General features: G+C 39.3%; 12 protein-coding genes. All 12 read right to left on the bottom strand.

All coding sequences use genetic code 11. The features are described from left to right. Positions 1–64: 64 nt before the first annotated feature. The 12 genes from galA to FSB73_RS10920 all read right to left on the bottom strand — a co-directional run bounded on the left by galA (position 65) and on the right by FSB73_RS10920 (position 18,282). A complete protein-coding gene (gene galA, locus FSB73_RS10965) occupies positions 65–2,536 on the bottom strand; it encodes a beta-galactosidase GalA (protein WP_192904108.1) in 2,472 nt (823 codons plus the stop codon). A 66-nt stretch (positions 2,537–2,602) separates the two neighbouring features. Beyond that, positions 2,603–3,634, bottom strand: a complete 1,032-nt coding sequence (locus tag FSB73_RS10960) for a glycoside hydrolase family 43 protein (RefSeq protein ID WP_225974707.1) — start codon at positions 3,632–3,634, stop codon at positions 2,603–2,605. A gap of 15 nt (positions 3,635–3,649) precedes the next feature. Then, on the bottom strand, positions 3,650–5,506 hold the full coding sequence (locus FSB73_RS10955; protein ID WP_225974706.1) for a glycoside hydrolase family 35 protein: 1,857 nt from the start codon (positions 5,504–5,506) through the stop codon (positions 3,650–3,652). A gap of 202 nt (positions 5,507–5,708) precedes the next feature. Continuing rightward, on the bottom strand, positions 5,709–6,902 hold the full coding sequence (locus tag FSB73_RS10950; RefSeq protein WP_146781831.1) for a DUF4998 domain-containing protein: 1,194 nt from the start codon (positions 6,900–6,902) through the stop codon (positions 5,709–5,711). A 24-nt stretch (positions 6,903–6,926) separates the two neighbouring features. Then, on the bottom strand, positions 6,927–8,135 hold the full coding sequence (locus FSB73_RS10945) for a DUF4959 domain-containing protein (protein ID WP_146781828.1): 1,209 nt from the start codon (positions 8,133–8,135) through the stop codon (positions 6,927–6,929). Between the two features lie 34 nt (positions 8,136–8,169). After that, on the bottom strand, positions 8,170–8,763 hold the full coding sequence (locus FSB73_RS24770) for a RagB/SusD family nutrient uptake outer membrane protein (protein WP_262712575.1): 594 nt from the start codon (positions 8,761–8,763) through the stop codon (positions 8,170–8,172). Then, positions 8,757–10,103, bottom strand: coding sequence for a RagB/SusD family nutrient uptake outer membrane protein (locus FSB73_RS10940; RefSeq protein ID WP_225974704.1), 1,347 nt, complete (start codon positions 10,101–10,103; stop codon positions 8,757–8,759). Before FSB73_RS10940 ends, FSB73_RS24770 begins: the two co-directional genes overlap by 7 nt. Positions 10,104–10,144: 41 nt before the next feature. Further along, positions 10,145–13,258: a SusC/RagA family TonB-linked outer membrane protein gene (locus tag FSB73_RS10935; protein ID WP_225974703.1), complete on the bottom strand. Its 3,114-nt coding sequence runs from the start codon at positions 13,256–13,258 to the stop codon at positions 10,145–10,147. A gap of 504 nt (positions 13,259–13,762) precedes the next feature. Next, entirely contained in the window at positions 13,763–14,788 is a 1,026-nt protein-coding gene (locus FSB73_RS10930) for an arabinan endo-1,5-alpha-L-arabinosidase (RefSeq protein ID WP_146781821.1), read from the bottom strand. Between the two features lie 12 nt (positions 14,789–14,800). Continuing rightward, entirely contained in the window at positions 14,801–16,081 is a 1,281-nt protein-coding gene (locus tag FSB73_RS10925; protein WP_225974702.1) for an alpha-L-arabinofuranosidase C-terminal domain-containing protein, read from the bottom strand. Next, complete coding sequence (locus FSB73_RS24765; protein ID WP_225974701.1) at positions 16,078–16,761, bottom strand: carbohydrate binding domain-containing protein; 684 nt, start codon at positions 16,759–16,761, stop codon at positions 16,078–16,080. Before FSB73_RS24765 ends, FSB73_RS10925 begins: the two co-directional genes overlap by 4 nt. Positions 16,762–16,779: 18 nt before the next feature. Next, positions 16,780–18,282, bottom strand: a complete 1,503-nt coding sequence (locus tag FSB73_RS10920; RefSeq protein WP_146781818.1) for an arabinan endo-1,5-alpha-L-arabinosidase — start codon at positions 18,280–18,282, stop codon at positions 16,780–16,782. Between the last annotated feature and the right edge of the window lie 39 nt (positions 18,283–18,321).

The raw sequence follows: 18,321 nt of genomic DNA, 5'->3' as shown, positions 1-18,321 counted from the left end.
ATAAAATATTGATAGTTAAATAATTATATTAAGCCTTCATACCTATTAATCGATTAAAATCATATTATTTAATCGGTGCCGTATTATTTATTTGCTTTAATTCTATATTCGAACTTAAAACATCGGATGCAAAAGCCTTTAATTTTATAGTACCGGAATTTGTACCGGAGCGAATAATCACTTGTGCCCGGCCATTAAATAAGCTGCGATGCCAATTATGCCTAACATCTTTATCATTTTCATGGCTGCTCGGATCACCATTACCCACTCCAACGATGGCCGCATTTTCACCTTCTAGATCAAAATAAACCATATTAGAGGCATCAGGCACTTCTCTACCTTGTTTATCTACTGCACTTACATTGACCACAACCGCATCTTCGCCGTCTGCTAATAAAACATTTTTGGAAGGAGTTAATTTGATTTGATATGGCCGACCAGTGGTTTCCACTGAATAGGTCACTTTCTGGCCATCTTTATAACCGATTGCCTCCAATTTACCAGGTTCATATTGAACTTTCCATTCTAAATGGCCATTAATCGGCATTTTCTTTTTCCCCAGACTTTTACCATTCAAAAAGAGCTCAACGTCATCAGTATTTGAGTTCACCCATACTATTTTCTCTTTTCCCTCTTCCCCTTGCCAGTTCCAGTGAGGCGCAATATGCATAACCGCTGAATCACTCCACCATGCATTATAGTAATAGTAAACCGTTTTGGGAAAACCGCACATATCCATTATTCCGAAATGAGAATTGATATTAGGCCACTTATATGGCGTAGGTTCACCTCGGTAATCAAATCCCGTCCAAGCAAATCCACCCATAAACCAATCTCTTTTGGCGGCAAAAGACCACCAGGTCTCCGCTGTTGAGGCCCATGGAGGGAAAACACTATCATAATCCGGCACATAACATCTTACAGTATCTTTTATGTAAATGCCCCTAGTACTGACTGTGCTGGCTACCTCGGTGCCAATTACAGGCTGATCAGGATGTTCCTTATGGTAATTGTCCGCACCATTTAAATTATAATTGAATCCGCGAATTGGAATTACTTCATTGACTCCATGATAGACATTTCCAATATTAGCCGCATAAGTAGCTGTTCTTGAAGGGTCCAATTCTTTTTGGAGTAGAATCTGATTTAAAGCGATCCTTTTGCCAATATCTGTACGCTGTGTATAATGCTCCTCATTGCCTATAGACCATAAAAAAATAGAAGGATGATTTCTGTCTCGCAAAATCAGATCCCTAAATTCCTTTTCATACTCTGAGCCGCTAGTCAAAAGGCGTGTCTCATCCATCACCAGCATACCAAGACTATCGCAGGCATCTAAAAGCTCTGGTGTAGGCGGATTGTGGGTCGTGCGGATGGCGTTACTGCCCATTTGTTTTAATAACCCGATTCTATAATATTGTAAATAATCCAATAAGGCCGCACCAACACCGGCATGATCCTGATGATCACTTGTTCCTTTTATCTTAACCGATTTACCGTTTAAAAAGAAGCCTTTGTCTTTATCAAAAGCAAAAGTTCTCACGCCAAACCTGACAGGAACACTGTCTACCACCTGGCCATTTTCACGAACCAATGCGACGGCTCTATAAAGATAAGGGTTGTCCAAATTCGATAGCTGTGCATTGGGCAGAAGCAGACTATTATTATAGCTCTTTTGTTCATTTATATCCAGCGCCAAGGGGATCACTTTTGAATGAACAAGCACTTTTCCTTCTCTATTTAAGATCAAGGTTTCAAGTGTTCCTTTTACTGCGTGCGTGTTTTTATTGATTACCTCTGTCTTCAAAATAACATTCGCATCCTTTCCCTTATTTTCAGTACGCACATATAACCCTCCCTGGGAAACAACATGTAAATTATTGTACCGATTCAACCATACATGGCGGTAAATCCCGGCACCTTCGTAAAACCATCCTTCGTAATGGGTCGCGTCAACACGAACCGCTATAACATTTTTCTTTCCAAATCGTATAAAATCAGTAATATCATAGGTCGCACTGGTATAACCACTATAATTGCCCCCAACATAATAGCCATTTACCCATACTTTGCTGTCCCGGTAAATCCCATCAGTTCTTAACTCAAATCTTCCACCGGAATCTGCCGGGTCAACCTCAAATTCTTTGCGATACCAACCGATACTGTTTTGCGGATAATGCCCACCGATCGCCTTATATCCATGTGCATTCTGATCTCCATTATCCATATAATCAAACGGCAGGCCTACGGCCCAATCATGTGGTAAATCAACCTTTTGCCAGTTACGATCATTAAACCGAATAGCATAAGCCGTTCCGTTTGCGCCACCTGCTTTAGAAAAACTAGTTTCATTAATCCCATAATTAAAATCCAAGGTTGGACTAGCAGCATTGCCTAAATGAAATTTCCAGTCCGCATCTATTTTCCTTTCATTTCTGGTAATTACATTTTGTCCATACACATTAATACCGCTCAACGTTAGTAGAAGGGCAGCAAATACCATCCCTTCCCTTTTTATATTTTTAAAGAATTTCATGGATGCGCAACTATTTTTATTGATTTAAAATTGAAAGAATAGATCCTTGTATCCAAAAGATTATAATTACTTAAACCGATACTGGCCTTTAACTACCAGAGAATCACCCGTCATATCCACTGAAAACAAATGCGGGATTCTAATATAATGGCCATTGACATCTTTGTGGCTATGCACAGCCATCAGCGTTTGTCCATTTAGCGTTTTAAACAACATACCATGCCCATAGTTAGGCGGTGTTACTGGCTTTACCTGTTGTTTCCAGGGCCCTGAAAGTTTACCACTTTTTGAATAGGCAACTCCCTGTGTATATACATTATAAACCCAACTGGTCCAAATAATCCCTAGCCTGCCGGTTTGTGTCCTGAAAACATAAGGACCATCCGTCACTCTATTTGCCTGAATTTTTCCGTTTATCTTTTCACGACTCCAAGGTGATTCACTGGCTTTAAAAAGGGTGGTTGGTTGTCCGACAGTTCCAGATAAATCGGGTTTTAACCTGATCTTATCAACGGTCCCGTTATTATTTTGAACCCACTCATGACAATAAATCATCCAGGGATCACCAAGTTTGTCTACCCAGAAGGTTGCATCGAGCGTGGATAAATTCGCTGGAAGATAAACAGAATCACCCGAAGGAACAGGCTTGTAAGGCCCTTCTGGGTCATCACTGACCAGAATGTGGCAGGCTCTGCGCACAAGCGCATTTCCATTAAAATGACCGATGACTTTTTTGGCATTGGTAAAGGTGGCAAAATAGTAATACTTACCCTTATAATAATGGATTTCAGCAGCCCAGATCATTGGATGTGGTCCCATCCATGAACTGGAATCCGTATGGGTCACAACAAATGGGCCATCCCAGTATTGTAAATCCTTACTTTTCCACAAAAGACCGCCAGTCCCCGTCATATAATACATATGTGTAATAGAATCGGCTAGAATAAAGGGATCGCTAAGCCTAATTGAATCTAGCGGCATATGCTTTCTGGGAACGATTCTTCTTTGAGCAGAGGCGCTCCCGTTTAACATTAATAAAGTAACCAGAACCAGTCCCCAAAAATTAGCCTTTGCGCCGCAAAACTGTCGACTATTCATATTTTGAACCTCCGATTATTTTTGTAAACTATCCAAAATAGGGTGATTAATAGCATTGATAACGCGCTTGTCATCATTCAACTCTTCCAAAACTGTCACCTCGTTGTCCCCCTTTTTCAACCATTCTTTAGGAACATAAACGGTCTGTTGGGGTCCGACCCGCCAATAACGTCCCAAATTATGTCCATTGACCCACAAGACACCTTTTCCCCAACTTGTCATATCGAAATAGGTGTCCGCTACATTTTCCAATTTAAAGTTGCCTTGAAGCAATACCGGCCCTTTATTATTTGTCGTCGCTGTCTGCCATTTAAAATTGTCCAATGTTTTGAACGGAAATCCATACATGGACCATCCTTTCAATTCTCTTCCACCCAATAGTACTTTATGCGTAATGCCTTTATTGTTTTTCAACAAGTTAGGCCCAAAATTGATTCTGCCTAAATTTTCAACAAAAATATCAAGCGTATCCCTACCTGCCGGTAAATGGATATTTAGGGAATTTTGTCCTAGTCGTCGATCTACTGTTCCTTGCGGTTGCCCATTGACCATAACGACAGCATAATCTCTTAATTCATCGATTTTTAAAGTGCTGGACTTATCGCCATCTACGATGGTCCGGTACAGTAGATATCCGTAAGCCTGGTGTAGATTTTCAAAGGTTACTGGCGTATCAGCGATTATGGGTGCAGGAAGCGCATCCAATAAATAAGTATGCTTTGTTAATTGAATATCATTAATGGCCATGGTTGGCTTACTGGCCGGAATGGGTGGCAAGGTTTCGCCTGCCGGTAAATGTTTTGCAATCACGGAGCGGAAGATTTTGAACTTCTCAGTCGGGTTACCAGCCTCGTCAAGCGGTGCATCATAATCATAACTGCTGATCTGCGGCTCATAAGGCGTACTGTCCTTATAATTGGCTCCATTCATAAATCCTCTGGTAGTCCCTCCGTGGAACATATACATATTAATAGACAAACCTGAACCTAACACAGAGTCCAGCTCTGTCGCATATGATTCAGGTGCCACTCTGTGGTGTTTGGTGCCCCACCAATCAAACCAGGCTGGATACCATTCAGCGATCAAAAACGGTCCTTTCCCATTATGGTACTTTCTAACAAGGCTTTTAACAGCCTCCGGCTTCACCAGACCATTGACGGCTGGAAGCAATCCTGGAAGGTAACCATTTGGAAGGTCGCCTGGAGGATCACAAGTATATAACAATCCATCAAAGCCAGCACCTCTGAACATCTTTTCATTTAAGGCCAGGTAATCCTTATCCTTTCCATAGGATCCGTACTCATTTTCAATTTGGATCATTAAGATATTTCCACCATGATTTACTTGTAAGGGCGCCAGCTGTTTACCTACGGCATCAATATATTTTTTATATTCATTAAGATACTGAGTCTCAGTACTTCTGACGACGAGTCCCTTTTCATTTTGTAACCAGTAAGGATAACCTCCAAATTCCCATTCAGCGCACACATAAGGGCTTGGCCTAAGGATGACCCATAGCCCTTCTTCTTTTGCTTCTTTTACAAATTCTGCGATATCGTTATTGCCTGTAAAGTCAAACACCCCCTTCTCTGGCTCATGCAGATTCCAGAAAACATAGGTACTTATTGTGTTTAACCCCATCGCCTTGGCCATCTTTAGCCTTGCTCGCCAGGCTTCTCTTGGCACTCTGGGATAATGAATCTCCCCAGAGATAATCTGAAAAGGTTTCCCATCCAATAAAAATGCAGAATCGCCTAAGGCAAAAGAATGTTGCCTGCTAGCAGAATTACATCCTAATCCCATAGTCAATAGTAAAAATCCTCCACAGGCCATAAGCATAAAGCCTAAATACCTTTTTAGCTTTTCTTTCATAGATAAAATAATTTTCAAGAACACCCAATTAATGAGCAAAACATTAAATTTAATACTTATATATAAATATAACAGTAACAAAAATAGCCACGACCCAATGGCACAGAGGGGGTCAAAACGGTAGAAAAGGGGTATTTATTCATAAATACCCCTCTGTTCTCAACACTACAAACAAAATGTTCCAATTAGAGACAATTCATTCTTATTCCATTTTTGTGAATTGTATTTTTTTGACTTTAAAATAGGAGCCCACGTCCGGCATATTAGCGACAAATCCAATAGCCACCGATGTTGTTTTGTCCAAATGAAATTGGAGAGATTCCCCAGCAGTTGTAATCCTTGTTGCGGCAATGGACTCACTTCCTACTAAATCAAAGTCAGGCAATTCATCTCCTTGAGCAACTGCGGCATAAATGACTCCAGCAGATCCAGCCTCAATTCCACTTGGCGTAAAAGTATAATCCCCGGGAGGCAATGTAGTTTTTTGGTAAATCTTTCCATTTGGGACGGCTCTCAATCCCCAACCTGCCTCAAAAGACAAAACACCCACTCCACCACGCAATTCATACCCTCCATATTTGTTGCCGCCTGCATTTTTTGTATCGTCATTAGTAATCCAATTTTCAAGCACTCCCCATCTGCCACCATCCCATTCTGCATGTGTAAATTGATCCCCTAAATTTAACAAATAAACAACAGATGGACCAGTGGAAGTAAATGCGGAATAAAAGGTATCTATGCAACTTGTATCCGGCAAAAATAATGTACGGTATTTAAATTCTGTACCGATTGCATAATCAGGTAATACAAGACTCGTGCTGTCTATAGGAATAAATAAATTATGGTTATCACCACTTTGGTCCTTATATTCCACTTCGGTTGCAAAAACACCGGAAGTTCTGTCCATACTTCCAAACAACAGCGTGGTTGTTAAATCTCCCGCATAAAGTTCCTTTTTAGAAATAGGACGATTGCCAAGAGATGCCTGATAACGATCTCCATAGGCTGTGCCAACTGCATAAACAGGAATGGAAGCATTTCCAAGTTTGTCATAAGTCAAAATCTCAAAATTATAGACATTGTCCTCCAAATTATTAATAAGGTATTTTAGCGTATCTACCCCCTGCGTTCTATGTACACTTATCACAGCAGAATCCTTTTTGGAATTCCAATAAATTACACATTTATCAATTTTAGGATCAGACAGAAATAATCCCTTTATGAGCACCCTTTTATTTCCTGAAAAAATTTGAAGAGAATCAATTTTACCTGTGTATGAAATTTCTCCACTTTTGACATACTTTTTATATTCATCCATTTTAGAACAACCAGCAATTACAATCAATATTGCTAATAGCATGATTATACATCTATTATATCTCATATTATATTTCATAAAATCAATTTATTGGTTAATTATTTATCTAGGATCGCCATATACCTGTAATTCTGCTATTCCCATATATGTCGTTCCTCCCCAATTTTTAATGGATCTGATACGGATATACTGCACCTTTGGCGCACTTATATCAATATCCCAATTAAATCCATTATAAGCGGTTTGATAGTCCTCATCATTTTGTTCACCAAAAGGCAAACCGGAGGGTTTCGTCGCATGATAATGACCAAGTAAAACCCAATTATCAAGACTGGCATCCGTAGGTGGTGTGCTAGACGGCCAACCATAAATCTCAAAATCTTTAAGGTTACCAAGGTAATAATAGGTTCGCCCATTATAATATTCTGGATAATCCCAAATAACAACACGACTAAGCTTTACCTTGCTTCCTATATTAATTGTGATCATCGCAGGATTTAAATCTGCAGCTTGAGTTTGGTAAACTTTGGGCCAATTAAGAATATCTCCGTCCCACATTCCATCCATGGTTGTTTTTGTATTCCATGGTGCATCTCCTGGTAAATGTATGCCAGAATACTGCGATTTAGGAATAGCCGTTTCATACAGTGGCTTAATATCTGTAAAAAGCGTATCTGTGTAATTCAACCAGCGATCTCGTATCGTAATTGCAAATTTATGCTCATTAGTATCCAATCCTCTATAAGTATAACCAATAGTATCTGTTGAGGTATAAATACTGTTAGGGCTAATTTGCCATTCACCATATTGATCTTTTTCCATAATTAAAATAGCAACATCACTCCTTTCCGAATTCAATGCATCAATTCTAACTCCTCCAAAAGCAGCCGTCGCTTTCAAGCTCTTAAAAACATCCCAAATTGAAGATCTTAAAGGTTTTATTTTAACTACAACTGAGTCGGAAGCAACCTCACTACGGTTTACAGCATACAATGTAACATTGTGTTCCAAAGTGTCACTATAACCTTCTATCGTCAAAGAATTATTATAATAAGAAGCCTTAGCTTCCATTTTATTTCCATTCTGTAAAACGTAATTCGCTTTTACATATAACAAATCCTGATCATCTGGTAACGCATAAGTAATTATAGCGCCTCCTTTTCTATTCTCAATGTTAACATTTGTAATCATCCCCGGTGGAACAGTGCTATTTTCCAAAGGAACCGCAAATCCATCATTCTTACAGGAGCTTAGGCTTAGGAATGCTAAAATTCCGGATATAAGCCATGCGCCCAATATATTAATTTTCATAATTGAATATTTAAGTATTATTAAATCATTTATCTTACTGCCAACCTACATTTTGTACAAGATTAGGATTCTTAATAATCTGATCTTCAGGTATTGGCCAAAAATAATCCCTGGGTGCAACAAAGGTCTGTTGATATACAGTCGATATCTGATAATAAGACGGTGCATCGCTACCATAAATATTCCAACCAGTAATAGGTTGATTTAATTCCTTGGCAGCCTCTTTCCATCTTCTTAAATCCCAAAATCTACTCCCTTCAAACGCCATTTCTATACCTCTTTCCTGATGAATAATTTTCCTTAGTCCAACTTGAGTTTTATATTCACTTGGATTATTAGAGAAATCATCCCAAGATTCTTCAATACCTTTCAGACCAGCTCTGGACCGAATTTTATCTAAATAAGTATAAATATCACTGGATGGTCCATAAGCTTCATTCATGGCCTCTGCATAAAGAAGATATACATCCGCAAGTCGTAATTCTGGCCATGGATATGCCTTATACGTAGCACCCGAAGAACTCATGGTATGATTCCAATCAACCAACTTCTTAATATAATATCCCGTTACATTAAAAAAGAAAGCATGTCTAGCACCGGCAGTATTTCCATATTTACCGTTCAACACATAAGTGCCTTCATCAGAATTTGTTGGACTGCTATACATATACCATACCCCCCATCAAATCCTAGATCTGCATAGAATCTCGGTTCACGGTCGAAATTAAGCCTCGCTGTTTGATATCCTTCTCCAATATTAAAACGTTCATCATGCGTAGCAGTCCTCATGGCGGTTAGGTCCGAAAAATCCAAGGTCTTATCTTCATTCAGAGGAACTCCATTCTTAGTATAAAATAATTCCGCAATCTTTAAAGGAGCAGACATGATCATATGCGCATTATTAGGATCATCACCAGCCACCAAAGGAGCCATACATTGCAATTGTAAATCGCTGGTCAAACTATTAGGATTTCCCCAAATAATTTCCGAATTCCACCTCTCACATACTGCTTGGCGAATGCTCAATTGCGTCATTGTTGTATCAGTCAATTCAAACGGTGATTGTTTAAATTCATATAATTTACAGCCCATTGATTCGGCAGAATCAATAGCCACTTTAGCAGCAGCGGCTGCCTTTTCCCATTTATGGACATCATAGCTTTGATTAAAAAAAGGTTTCCCTTCTTGATTAACAAATCCACTAAAATCAGTATTCCCATTAAACAGAGGGCTCGCAGCCATCACTAGTAACTTAGCCTTTATGCCCAATGCAACAGATTTAGTAACCCTTCCCGCCTCTGTCACATTATCAGTAATTAATGCCGGAAGTTTCGCTGCGGCTGAGTCTAAAAGATTAGCAATATAATTTACACATGAATCAACAGGTAGACGCTTAACCCTAACATCGTCTTCAGGGGCGTCAACAGGCAAATTTTTATCGATTATTGGTATTGGCCCATACATTCGCAACAAATAATAATGATAATAGGCTTTGAGGAATTCGGCTTCCCCAATCCAGCGCCTTCTTTCTGATGCAGTTATATCAGGTACCTGATTAGGATCCTTCATATTCTCAATAAAGGTGTTACACTGACGAATGCCATGAAATAGATTATAACTATCTCCCGGTCCCCCACCTTCATAATTTCCAACCCATGCATCAAAATAGGAATTTGAAATTCTTTGATTGCCTCTAGCAATTTCAAAGGCATAACTCGTTATAGCCGTTTGATAAGGAATCCACATTTCATCCCCGCCCAGCATACCGACATTATAATGTTCATTGCCATCCTGAGGAAGATAAGAATAACAGGTAAAAAGATATTTTTCCGCCTCATTGCGCAACCGAAAAGCATGATCAATCGTTGCCACATCATCTGGCACAATATCCAGAAATTTTTTGCAGGAAAACGCAGTTAAAAAGATTAACGCAAAAAGAAAATAATTTATCGCTTTATAATGTTTCATTGGAATTAGTTTTTCTCGTTCTTGAATAAAAATGGAGCCAATTAAAGATTGAATTGAATCCCCCCATTAACTACGATCTGTACTGGATAACCGAGACCATTGCCACCCATTTCTGGATCCCAAAGTTTAAATTTGCTCCAAACTGCCAAATTAGTCGCACTTAGATAAACTCTTAAATTTTTCAGGACATGCTTCCTTGTTTTACTTTCAGGTATTGTATAACCCATTTCTAGGCTTTTAAATCTTAAAAAAGCCCCATTTCTCATCCACCATGTCGACGGCTGATTATTATTCTCAATAAATGTCGAACCTAGCCTTGGCCATAATGCATATGAGTTGCGATCCTCCTCAGACCAATGACTGTCTGCGATAGCCGTTAGTAATCCATTCTGAGCTCCACCATTTATTACAAATGGCGAAATATTTTGAGAATTTATAAAAAATGATTCCCGGCCTACTCCTTGAAAGTAAATACTCAAATCAAAAGATTTATACCCAACAGTTCCTCCAAATCCATAAACAATCTCGGGAGTAGTCGGATATCCAATAGGAACTATATCCAATTCTGAGATAACACCATCACCGTTCATATCCCTATACTTAATATCTCCCCCCATATAAGTCCCAAATTGCTTTGGGGAATTGGCAACTTCCTGATCATCTACAAATAATCTTTCTGCGATGTATCCAAAGTATTGAGAAATTGATTTTCCTTTACGATATAAATAAGCTTCATTATCTGGATATGTATTTTCATCGTATTTCAACACTTTGCTTGTGGCATACGTAAAGGTACCTCTTAAGGTAGACCACCAATCTCCCCAGTTTTTGTTATAATTAAGTGAGATGTCAATACCCTTGCTTTCTGCTTCTCCAGTATTAGCAGAAGGAACCGCATCCAATCCCATAGTAGCCCCAATGTAGGACCTGGTTTGAAGAATATTATATCTGCGCTGAACATAAGCATCCACCACCAAATCTATGGAATGAAGTAGTGACATATCCAACCCTAGATTAATCTGCCTTGATTTTTCCCATGTAATGTCGTAATTGGCGTATCTTGAAATTGAGACGCCATTTCTATGGTAACCAAAATCACTTCCAAATGTGGACCCATAAGTCCCATTATCCAAATTCACATTTGACAGATAGAAAAATCTATCATTTATGTTGCCTATCTGATCATTACCCACCCAACCCAGTGTTGCACGTAATTTCAAATTATTGATTACATCCTTTAATGGTGCAAAGAATTTTTCACTTGAAATTCTATACCCAATACCAACAGAAGGAAAGAAACCAAACCGGCTATCTTTGGCAAATCTTTCAGATCCATTATATCCGAAATCAAATTCAGCCAAATATCTGTCATCAAACCCATATGTTAACCTACCGGAAACACCTTCATTACGCTGTGGCAACGACGACTGAACACTCCCAGCATTGCCCGTTTCATAATTAGAAAGATAATAAATCAACATCCCCGAAACATCATGTTTCTCGCCAAAACGATGACTATAATTAAATGAAGCTTCACCATACATTTTTGAATTAACAGTTTTATCGCCTTCGTCATAGCCTAAATACTCAGTGCCAACCGTTCCAACAGAATTAGTTCCACCATCATTAAGTACATTTAACAGGATATTACCGGAGGCTGGATCTACCATCGCTGAATAATAGAAGGGATTATAGGATCTTGAAACCTGAAAATAGCTATACCGTTGCAAATAACCCATCGCCCTGAAATTTAATCCTGGCAACAAAAATTTTAAATCTTGTTTGATCTCAAGTTGCGGCTGCATTGTTGATGTCTTGTAAACCTGATAACCTTTAACCATTTCCGCATAAGGATTCGTTAGCAATGTTGTACTTCCATAGCCGGTAACAGCTCCTCCAAATAAAGGATGTTTTATATAGGGAGACAAGGATGCAGGATATACCGCCGGAAACATCACCGGGTTTGACCATATTGCCCGGTTAAATGTGGCTGCCCCTCCGCCAATCGGGCCTGTATAATCATCAAATTGGCCATATACGCGAATTATACCTTCAGTAGTAGATGATAAATCAATATTTACATTGCTTCGTAAAGAGTAGCTTTGGAGCTTGATATTATTATTAAAATTATTAATTCCATCAACTTTCAATACACCATTATCAACATTATAGGTTCCTGCAACATAATATTTCATCTTTTTGCTTCCCCCGCTTGCACTCATGTTGAAGGCTTCATTTACCGTATTCTTTTTAATTAGTTGATCAATCCAATTGTTGTTTGGATACAATAATGGATTATCTCCTGCAGCAGTATGTTCAATTTTAGATTGAGTATAAGGGAGAACAGCATTAGGATTTCTGGTTAAAGCTGCCTCATTTGCCAACTTCATATACGTAATATTATCCGTTAACCGGAAATTTCTGGTATTAGAGGAGGATCTAACTTCAGATCTAAAAAAATATTTTGTATTCCCAGCCAATCCAGACTTTGTCGTAATCAATACTACTCCATTTGCACCTCTTGCACCATATACAGCAGCTGCGGTAGCATCTTTTAATACTGAAAAAGTTGCAATATCATCTGGTTGCAATCTGGCCATATCTGTAGCAGAAGATTCAATCCCATCAATGAGAATCAAAGGATTAACCTTTCCCGTTCCAAATGTCCCTAAGCCACGTATAAAAAAATCAGCGTTATCTGCACCTGGTTCACCGCTCCTTTGAAAAGCAATCATTCCCGCTACCCTACCAGCGAGCATGGTGGTCAGGTTACTTGTTGGCCCTTTTAGTTCCTTTGGATTAATACTGGTAATTGAACTCACCATACTTGCCTTCTTTTGCGTTCCAAAACCAACAATAACTACTTCATTCAGACTACTATCCGTACTTAGAATCAAGCTTACCGGAATATTGTAACTACCTTGTTCATTTGGTTTATATTTTGATAAATCAACTTCCTTAGGAACAAATCCGATAAAAGAAAACAGCAAATGTGCGTCTGAATTGGCCTTTATTTTATAAAACCCTTTATCATTTGAAGTACCACCTAATGCAGTGCCTTTAATTTGAACAGAAACACCGGACAGAGGATCTCCCTTTTCATTGGTAATCAACCCGAAAACATCCACGCCTTGTGCACTTAGCAAGTTTCCCATTAAACATAAGCATATAAGAAATAGCAATTTTCTGCAATATTTCTTTCGTAAAATTGATGTCATAAACTGTATTGTTTGATAAATAAAATATAATACGTCTGCCAGTGATGCAGCCAAACTAGTTGTCTATTTACGCCCTATAAAAAATTTAAAAAAGAATTGGTATTTCCAAATCATTAATGGAAATCCATCTGCGCGCCAAATAAAATCGCTTGAAATTGTTAAGGCATTTAATTTTCAAATACATTACATTAACATTTAAGGCAAAACTAAATGTTAACATAGAGGGAGATGGGGGGTATTTTGGGCGAAAAAGAGGGAAAAATCTGGATTTGTGGCAATATTTTTTATAATATATTGTTAATGTATAAAAATCATGCGCTTTGTCCTTTAATGGATTTTTTACCCTCTAGTTTATCCCTATTTAATGAAGGCAACCGAAAATCCATAAACAAAAATCCTCCATTCGAAGAAAATGGAGGATTAAATAAAGATTATTATGACTTAACGAAAATTACTCTTTACAATTGGCCAGCCTTCTTCATCCCATTGAAGTTCTTCCATAAGCAATCTTGGCCGGCCGTTTTTCTCTCGGTCATACCCATGAAAAATAATAAAATCATTCCCGCCAAAGGTATAAACCCCACAATGGCCAACGCCTGGATACCTTTTATTTCCCGTAACAACAGGTGAGCCGCCACCCTCTAGCATGGGTGTCCCACTTTTATCTATATAGGGCCCCGTAAGACTTTTAGATCTGCCCACCATTACCTTATAATTACTATTTATTCCACGACAACAATAATCAAAGGAGACAAATAGGTAATAATAAGCTCCTTTTTTAAAGATAAATGGCCCCTCTATTGCGCCATTTCCAGCGGCCGTATCACTGGCAGCTGATTTTCTGGGTCTTCTGGCCAGACTATACCAAGACTGTGGCTCATCAATGGCGGAAAGGTCATCTTTTAATCTGACAAGTTTAATCCCATTCCAAAAAGAACCAAAGCAAACCCATGGATGATTGTTTTCATCAAATACCATATTTGGATCAATGGCATTCCAATCATCCCTGCCAGGCACTGATTGTATCAACTTGCCATGATCCACCCATTTATAATCTTTTGAGCCGAGATCAAGCGTTATATTTTCAGCTAGCCCTATACATGATGTATTCTTTCCGAAAGCAGAAACTGAATAGAGTAACCAATATTTACCATTATGAAAACATATATCAGGCGCCCAGGTATGCCCTTTATAACCAGGAACAGCCTTTACCGCCCACAAGGGCGGAGTTTTAAAGACAGGCGCCAGCCTTTTCCAGTTCACTAGATCAGAAGTAGAAAAACATGTGATGCCCTGACCAGTGCAAAACAAATAATAGGAGCTATCTTGTTTAATCATAACAGGATCATGTACACCATAAGGCCCTGCCATTGGCATCGTCTGGCCAAAACCATTAACAGTAATCCAAACCAAACAATTGAAAATCAACAAAAACCGAACAGATTTTACTTTACATAACGCTTTCATGATCGATATTTTTTATTTTAAAGCAATATGCACAACCGTGAAGGAATAGGGCGCTAAATCCAAGTTCAGCGTATTGCCCTTTTCGTTCATATTTTTATTTACCGGAACAATCGCTTCTGGTTGCTGTAATGAATTGCAAGTTTGCAGGTTACTATTTTGAAGAATAGTAAGACTAATAATATCATTTGCTCTTTTGATCCCTTTCAAATCAATTTCATGATGTTTTTGATCCTTCGAAACATTGACCAACTTTAAAATTAATTCATGGGCAGTTTGATCCAAGCAGGCAGTTGCATAAAGACTGTCCTGTCCTGCAATAGATTCACTATTTAGCGTAATAGGTACGACTTCAGTCCCTTTATTAGTCGAGAATAATTTTTGAACATAATAATTAGGCGTTCCATAAGCATGCAGGTTATTAAACCAAATCAGGTCCGGCGTCCATTGCCAGGCGTCAACATGGGCCAATAAGGGCGCATAGGAGGCCATCTTAACTACAGCCGCATTGCGTTCAAGTCCAGTCATAAAGGCGGCCTCTGAAAGTGCACATTGCCAATTATTTTTATTATCCGGGCTGGCAATTTTATCACTTTGCGCAGCATATTCTCCTGCAAATATCTTACTGCCATCCCTTGGATAATCATCATATCTACGGGCATTCGCTAAAAACCAAGCTGGATTTCTGTAATAATGTTCATCAATAATATCTGCATGCATTTTACGCAGTCTGGTATTCAGATAATCAAACCTTTCGCCACTGGGATCCGTACCAGAGCTATTAACAAATTCAATATTCGGGTACTGTTTTTTTATGGCAGTTGTAAAAATCTTAAGCCGCGTAATATACTGAGGTCCCCAATTCTCATTTCCTATCCCCATCATTTTAAGATTAAAGGGAGCGGGATGCCCCAATTTTGCTCTTAACCTACCCCATTTTGTCTGCACACTGCCATTGGCAAATTCAATCAAATCCAGTGCATCTTGTACATAACTCCCTAAATCTGTTGTATCTACAGTTTCAGCACTATTAAATTGACAGGCCATGCCACAATTTATGATAGGCAAAGCTTCGGCGCCGATATCTTCGGCTAACTGGAAATATTCATAAAAGCCTAACCCAAAGGACTGAAAATAATCTGGTGTCTGTTTATGCGCAAACTCAGTATTCCAGCGGTTCATAATCACTTGCCGTTGATTGGTGGGCCCAACCGTATTTTTCCATTGATATCTATTGGCAAGGTTGCGACCTTCTACAATGCATCCCCCCGGAAATCTGATAAAACCAGGTTTCATATCTGCCAAGAGTTGCACAAGATCCTTTCTAAGTCCCCCGGCCTGTTTTTCCAGGTATCATGGGGAAATAAAGAAAGCATATCCACATTATAAGTTCCCGCACCTTCGAACCAAACAACAAAATGTGCCTTTTCATCTGTAGATGCACAAACAAAATCAGCTTTATAAGACTGCCAATTCGCACCTTTAACAGAAATCGATACGCTACCCAAGGCCTTTTTGTCCGATCCGATGAGCTGTCCATGGATTATACCCGGGCCACCCTGACTCATTTTGGCTTCCACTGAAAAAGTATAACCTACACCCTGTTTAACACCCATCCCCCTAAACCCTTCGTTCTCAATACCAATGGGCTTTTGATCTGCACCAATCTTAATTTCAGCAAATCTGGGATTTTTAGGGGTCTCCTTGGAGCGATTCAAGATCAGCACGTTCTCGTTATTTCCTTTTAAAACTTTCCAGCCCATTAGCGGTTTGGTAAATTCAAAGGATCTGTTTTTAATGAGTTCCGCATATAGCCCTCCGTCAGCACCAAAATTTATATCCTCAAAGAATATCCCCCACATGGTCGGTTGTATCTTAGCTACCGGCTTATCAGCCTGAACAATTAACTTGCTTTGGGCAATCGCTAATAAATAAAAGATACACATTAATCCTGCAGTAATCATTCGCTTCCACATAATTCTAATTTTAAAATGTTACTCAAATTTATAATTTTTACCCCAAATGGCTGTCCCGGCATTATTGAGTCCCGTAAACAAATACGTAACTGGTCGACCTGTCTTTTCCCAATCATGTCCATTATGAACCATCACTTTATCTGTCGTTCCATCACTCCAGCTAATTTGCATTACCGGAGCGTTATAGGTCCAAGTTCCCGTTCTGGAACCATTTTTAACACTGCCGTCTGACATTATGTTAAGCGTAGTAGCTACCTGTAGGTCAGCAGAGGTCTGTTTGTCGCCATAACCTGGAACGACCGAATAGTTCAAAACAATAAAATCCCAGGCACCCGTAAGATCACCTTTGGTGGCTGCATCATTATTTTCCCATGCATATCTTTCAGGAGAGGCCACTGGCCAACCATCCGCCGTCCAAAATAATTTCCTCACCTGTAGATCCATAAAATAAGGATCCACACTTGGTCTGCCTTGATGAGCTATAAAGTACTGACCGTTATCATCATCAAAAACACTAACATGCGATACCCCTTGCCAGCCTCCATGACCTGTGAACTTATATGGTGCTGTAATCATCGGGCCATGATCCATATTGGTATTAGCGTCTGCTCCATTAAAATCATAAAAAGGCCCTATTGGTTTATCCGCCCGGCAAACCCGCGTATTATATTTTGTTTCCAACCAGTCATAAGCAATAAAGAGATAATATTTCTTTTGTGCCTTATTATAAATAATCTCTGGCGCTTCAATATTGCCATTATAATCACCACCAGTAAACCCTCTGTTGGCAATTCGGCTCCCTCTATCGCCTGAGCTGGCCGCAAGGCCTGTTTCGGGATCTAATTTTAGCACATAAATACCATCCCAGGCTGATCCATAATACATATAGTACTCACCCGATTCAGTGGCAATAACTGTAGGATCAATGGCATTCGTTTGAATAGAGGCATCATCAGCGGAAGTAACCACAAGCCCCTTTTCCGTCCACGGACCAGTGGGCGAGCTGGCTGTCGCTAGTCCAATAGCACTAAGCCTTGCCGTAGAAGAAGACAATGCGTAATAAAGTCTGTATTCAGATCCGACTTTCATAATATAGGGAGCCCAGATACCATCATTGGGTGTGCCTCCCTTTTGTTTAATATAATTTGAGGCTAAACTCGGCAGGCCACTAAAGACCCAACCCACAAATGTCCACTGTACCAGATCCTTGGATTTTCTGATCTGAATGCCGGGTCTAACTGAAGTGCCATATGCCACATCCGTACTATAGCAATAATAAGTGTCTCCAAATTTCTTAATTGAAGGGTCATGCACATTATAGGATCCCCATTTGGTATAATAATCAAAAGAAGCCACGTCCCCGTAAGTATCTTCAATCGAATTAATATCAAAATCCGTTTCTGGAGTAGTTGTCGTTGTGGTATCCGGCTCAGCTGGTGTCTTTCCAATCGAGTCACCACCATCCTTTGAGCAGCCGTAAAACAACAAGGCAGCCAAAAAGATTGTTAGTGTGCGTTTCATAATAAGTAGCTTTATTAAATTCAAATTTTCAATAAGGAT

This window comes from Arachidicoccus ginsenosidivorans (genome assembly GCF_007971385.1).
Classification (GTDB): Bacteria; Bacteroidota; Bacteroidia; order Chitinophagales; family Chitinophagaceae; genus Arachidicoccus; species Arachidicoccus ginsenosidivorans.
The sequence above is the reverse complement of the archived record's forward strand: the minus strand, read 5'-3'. Positions and strand labels throughout refer to the sequence as shown.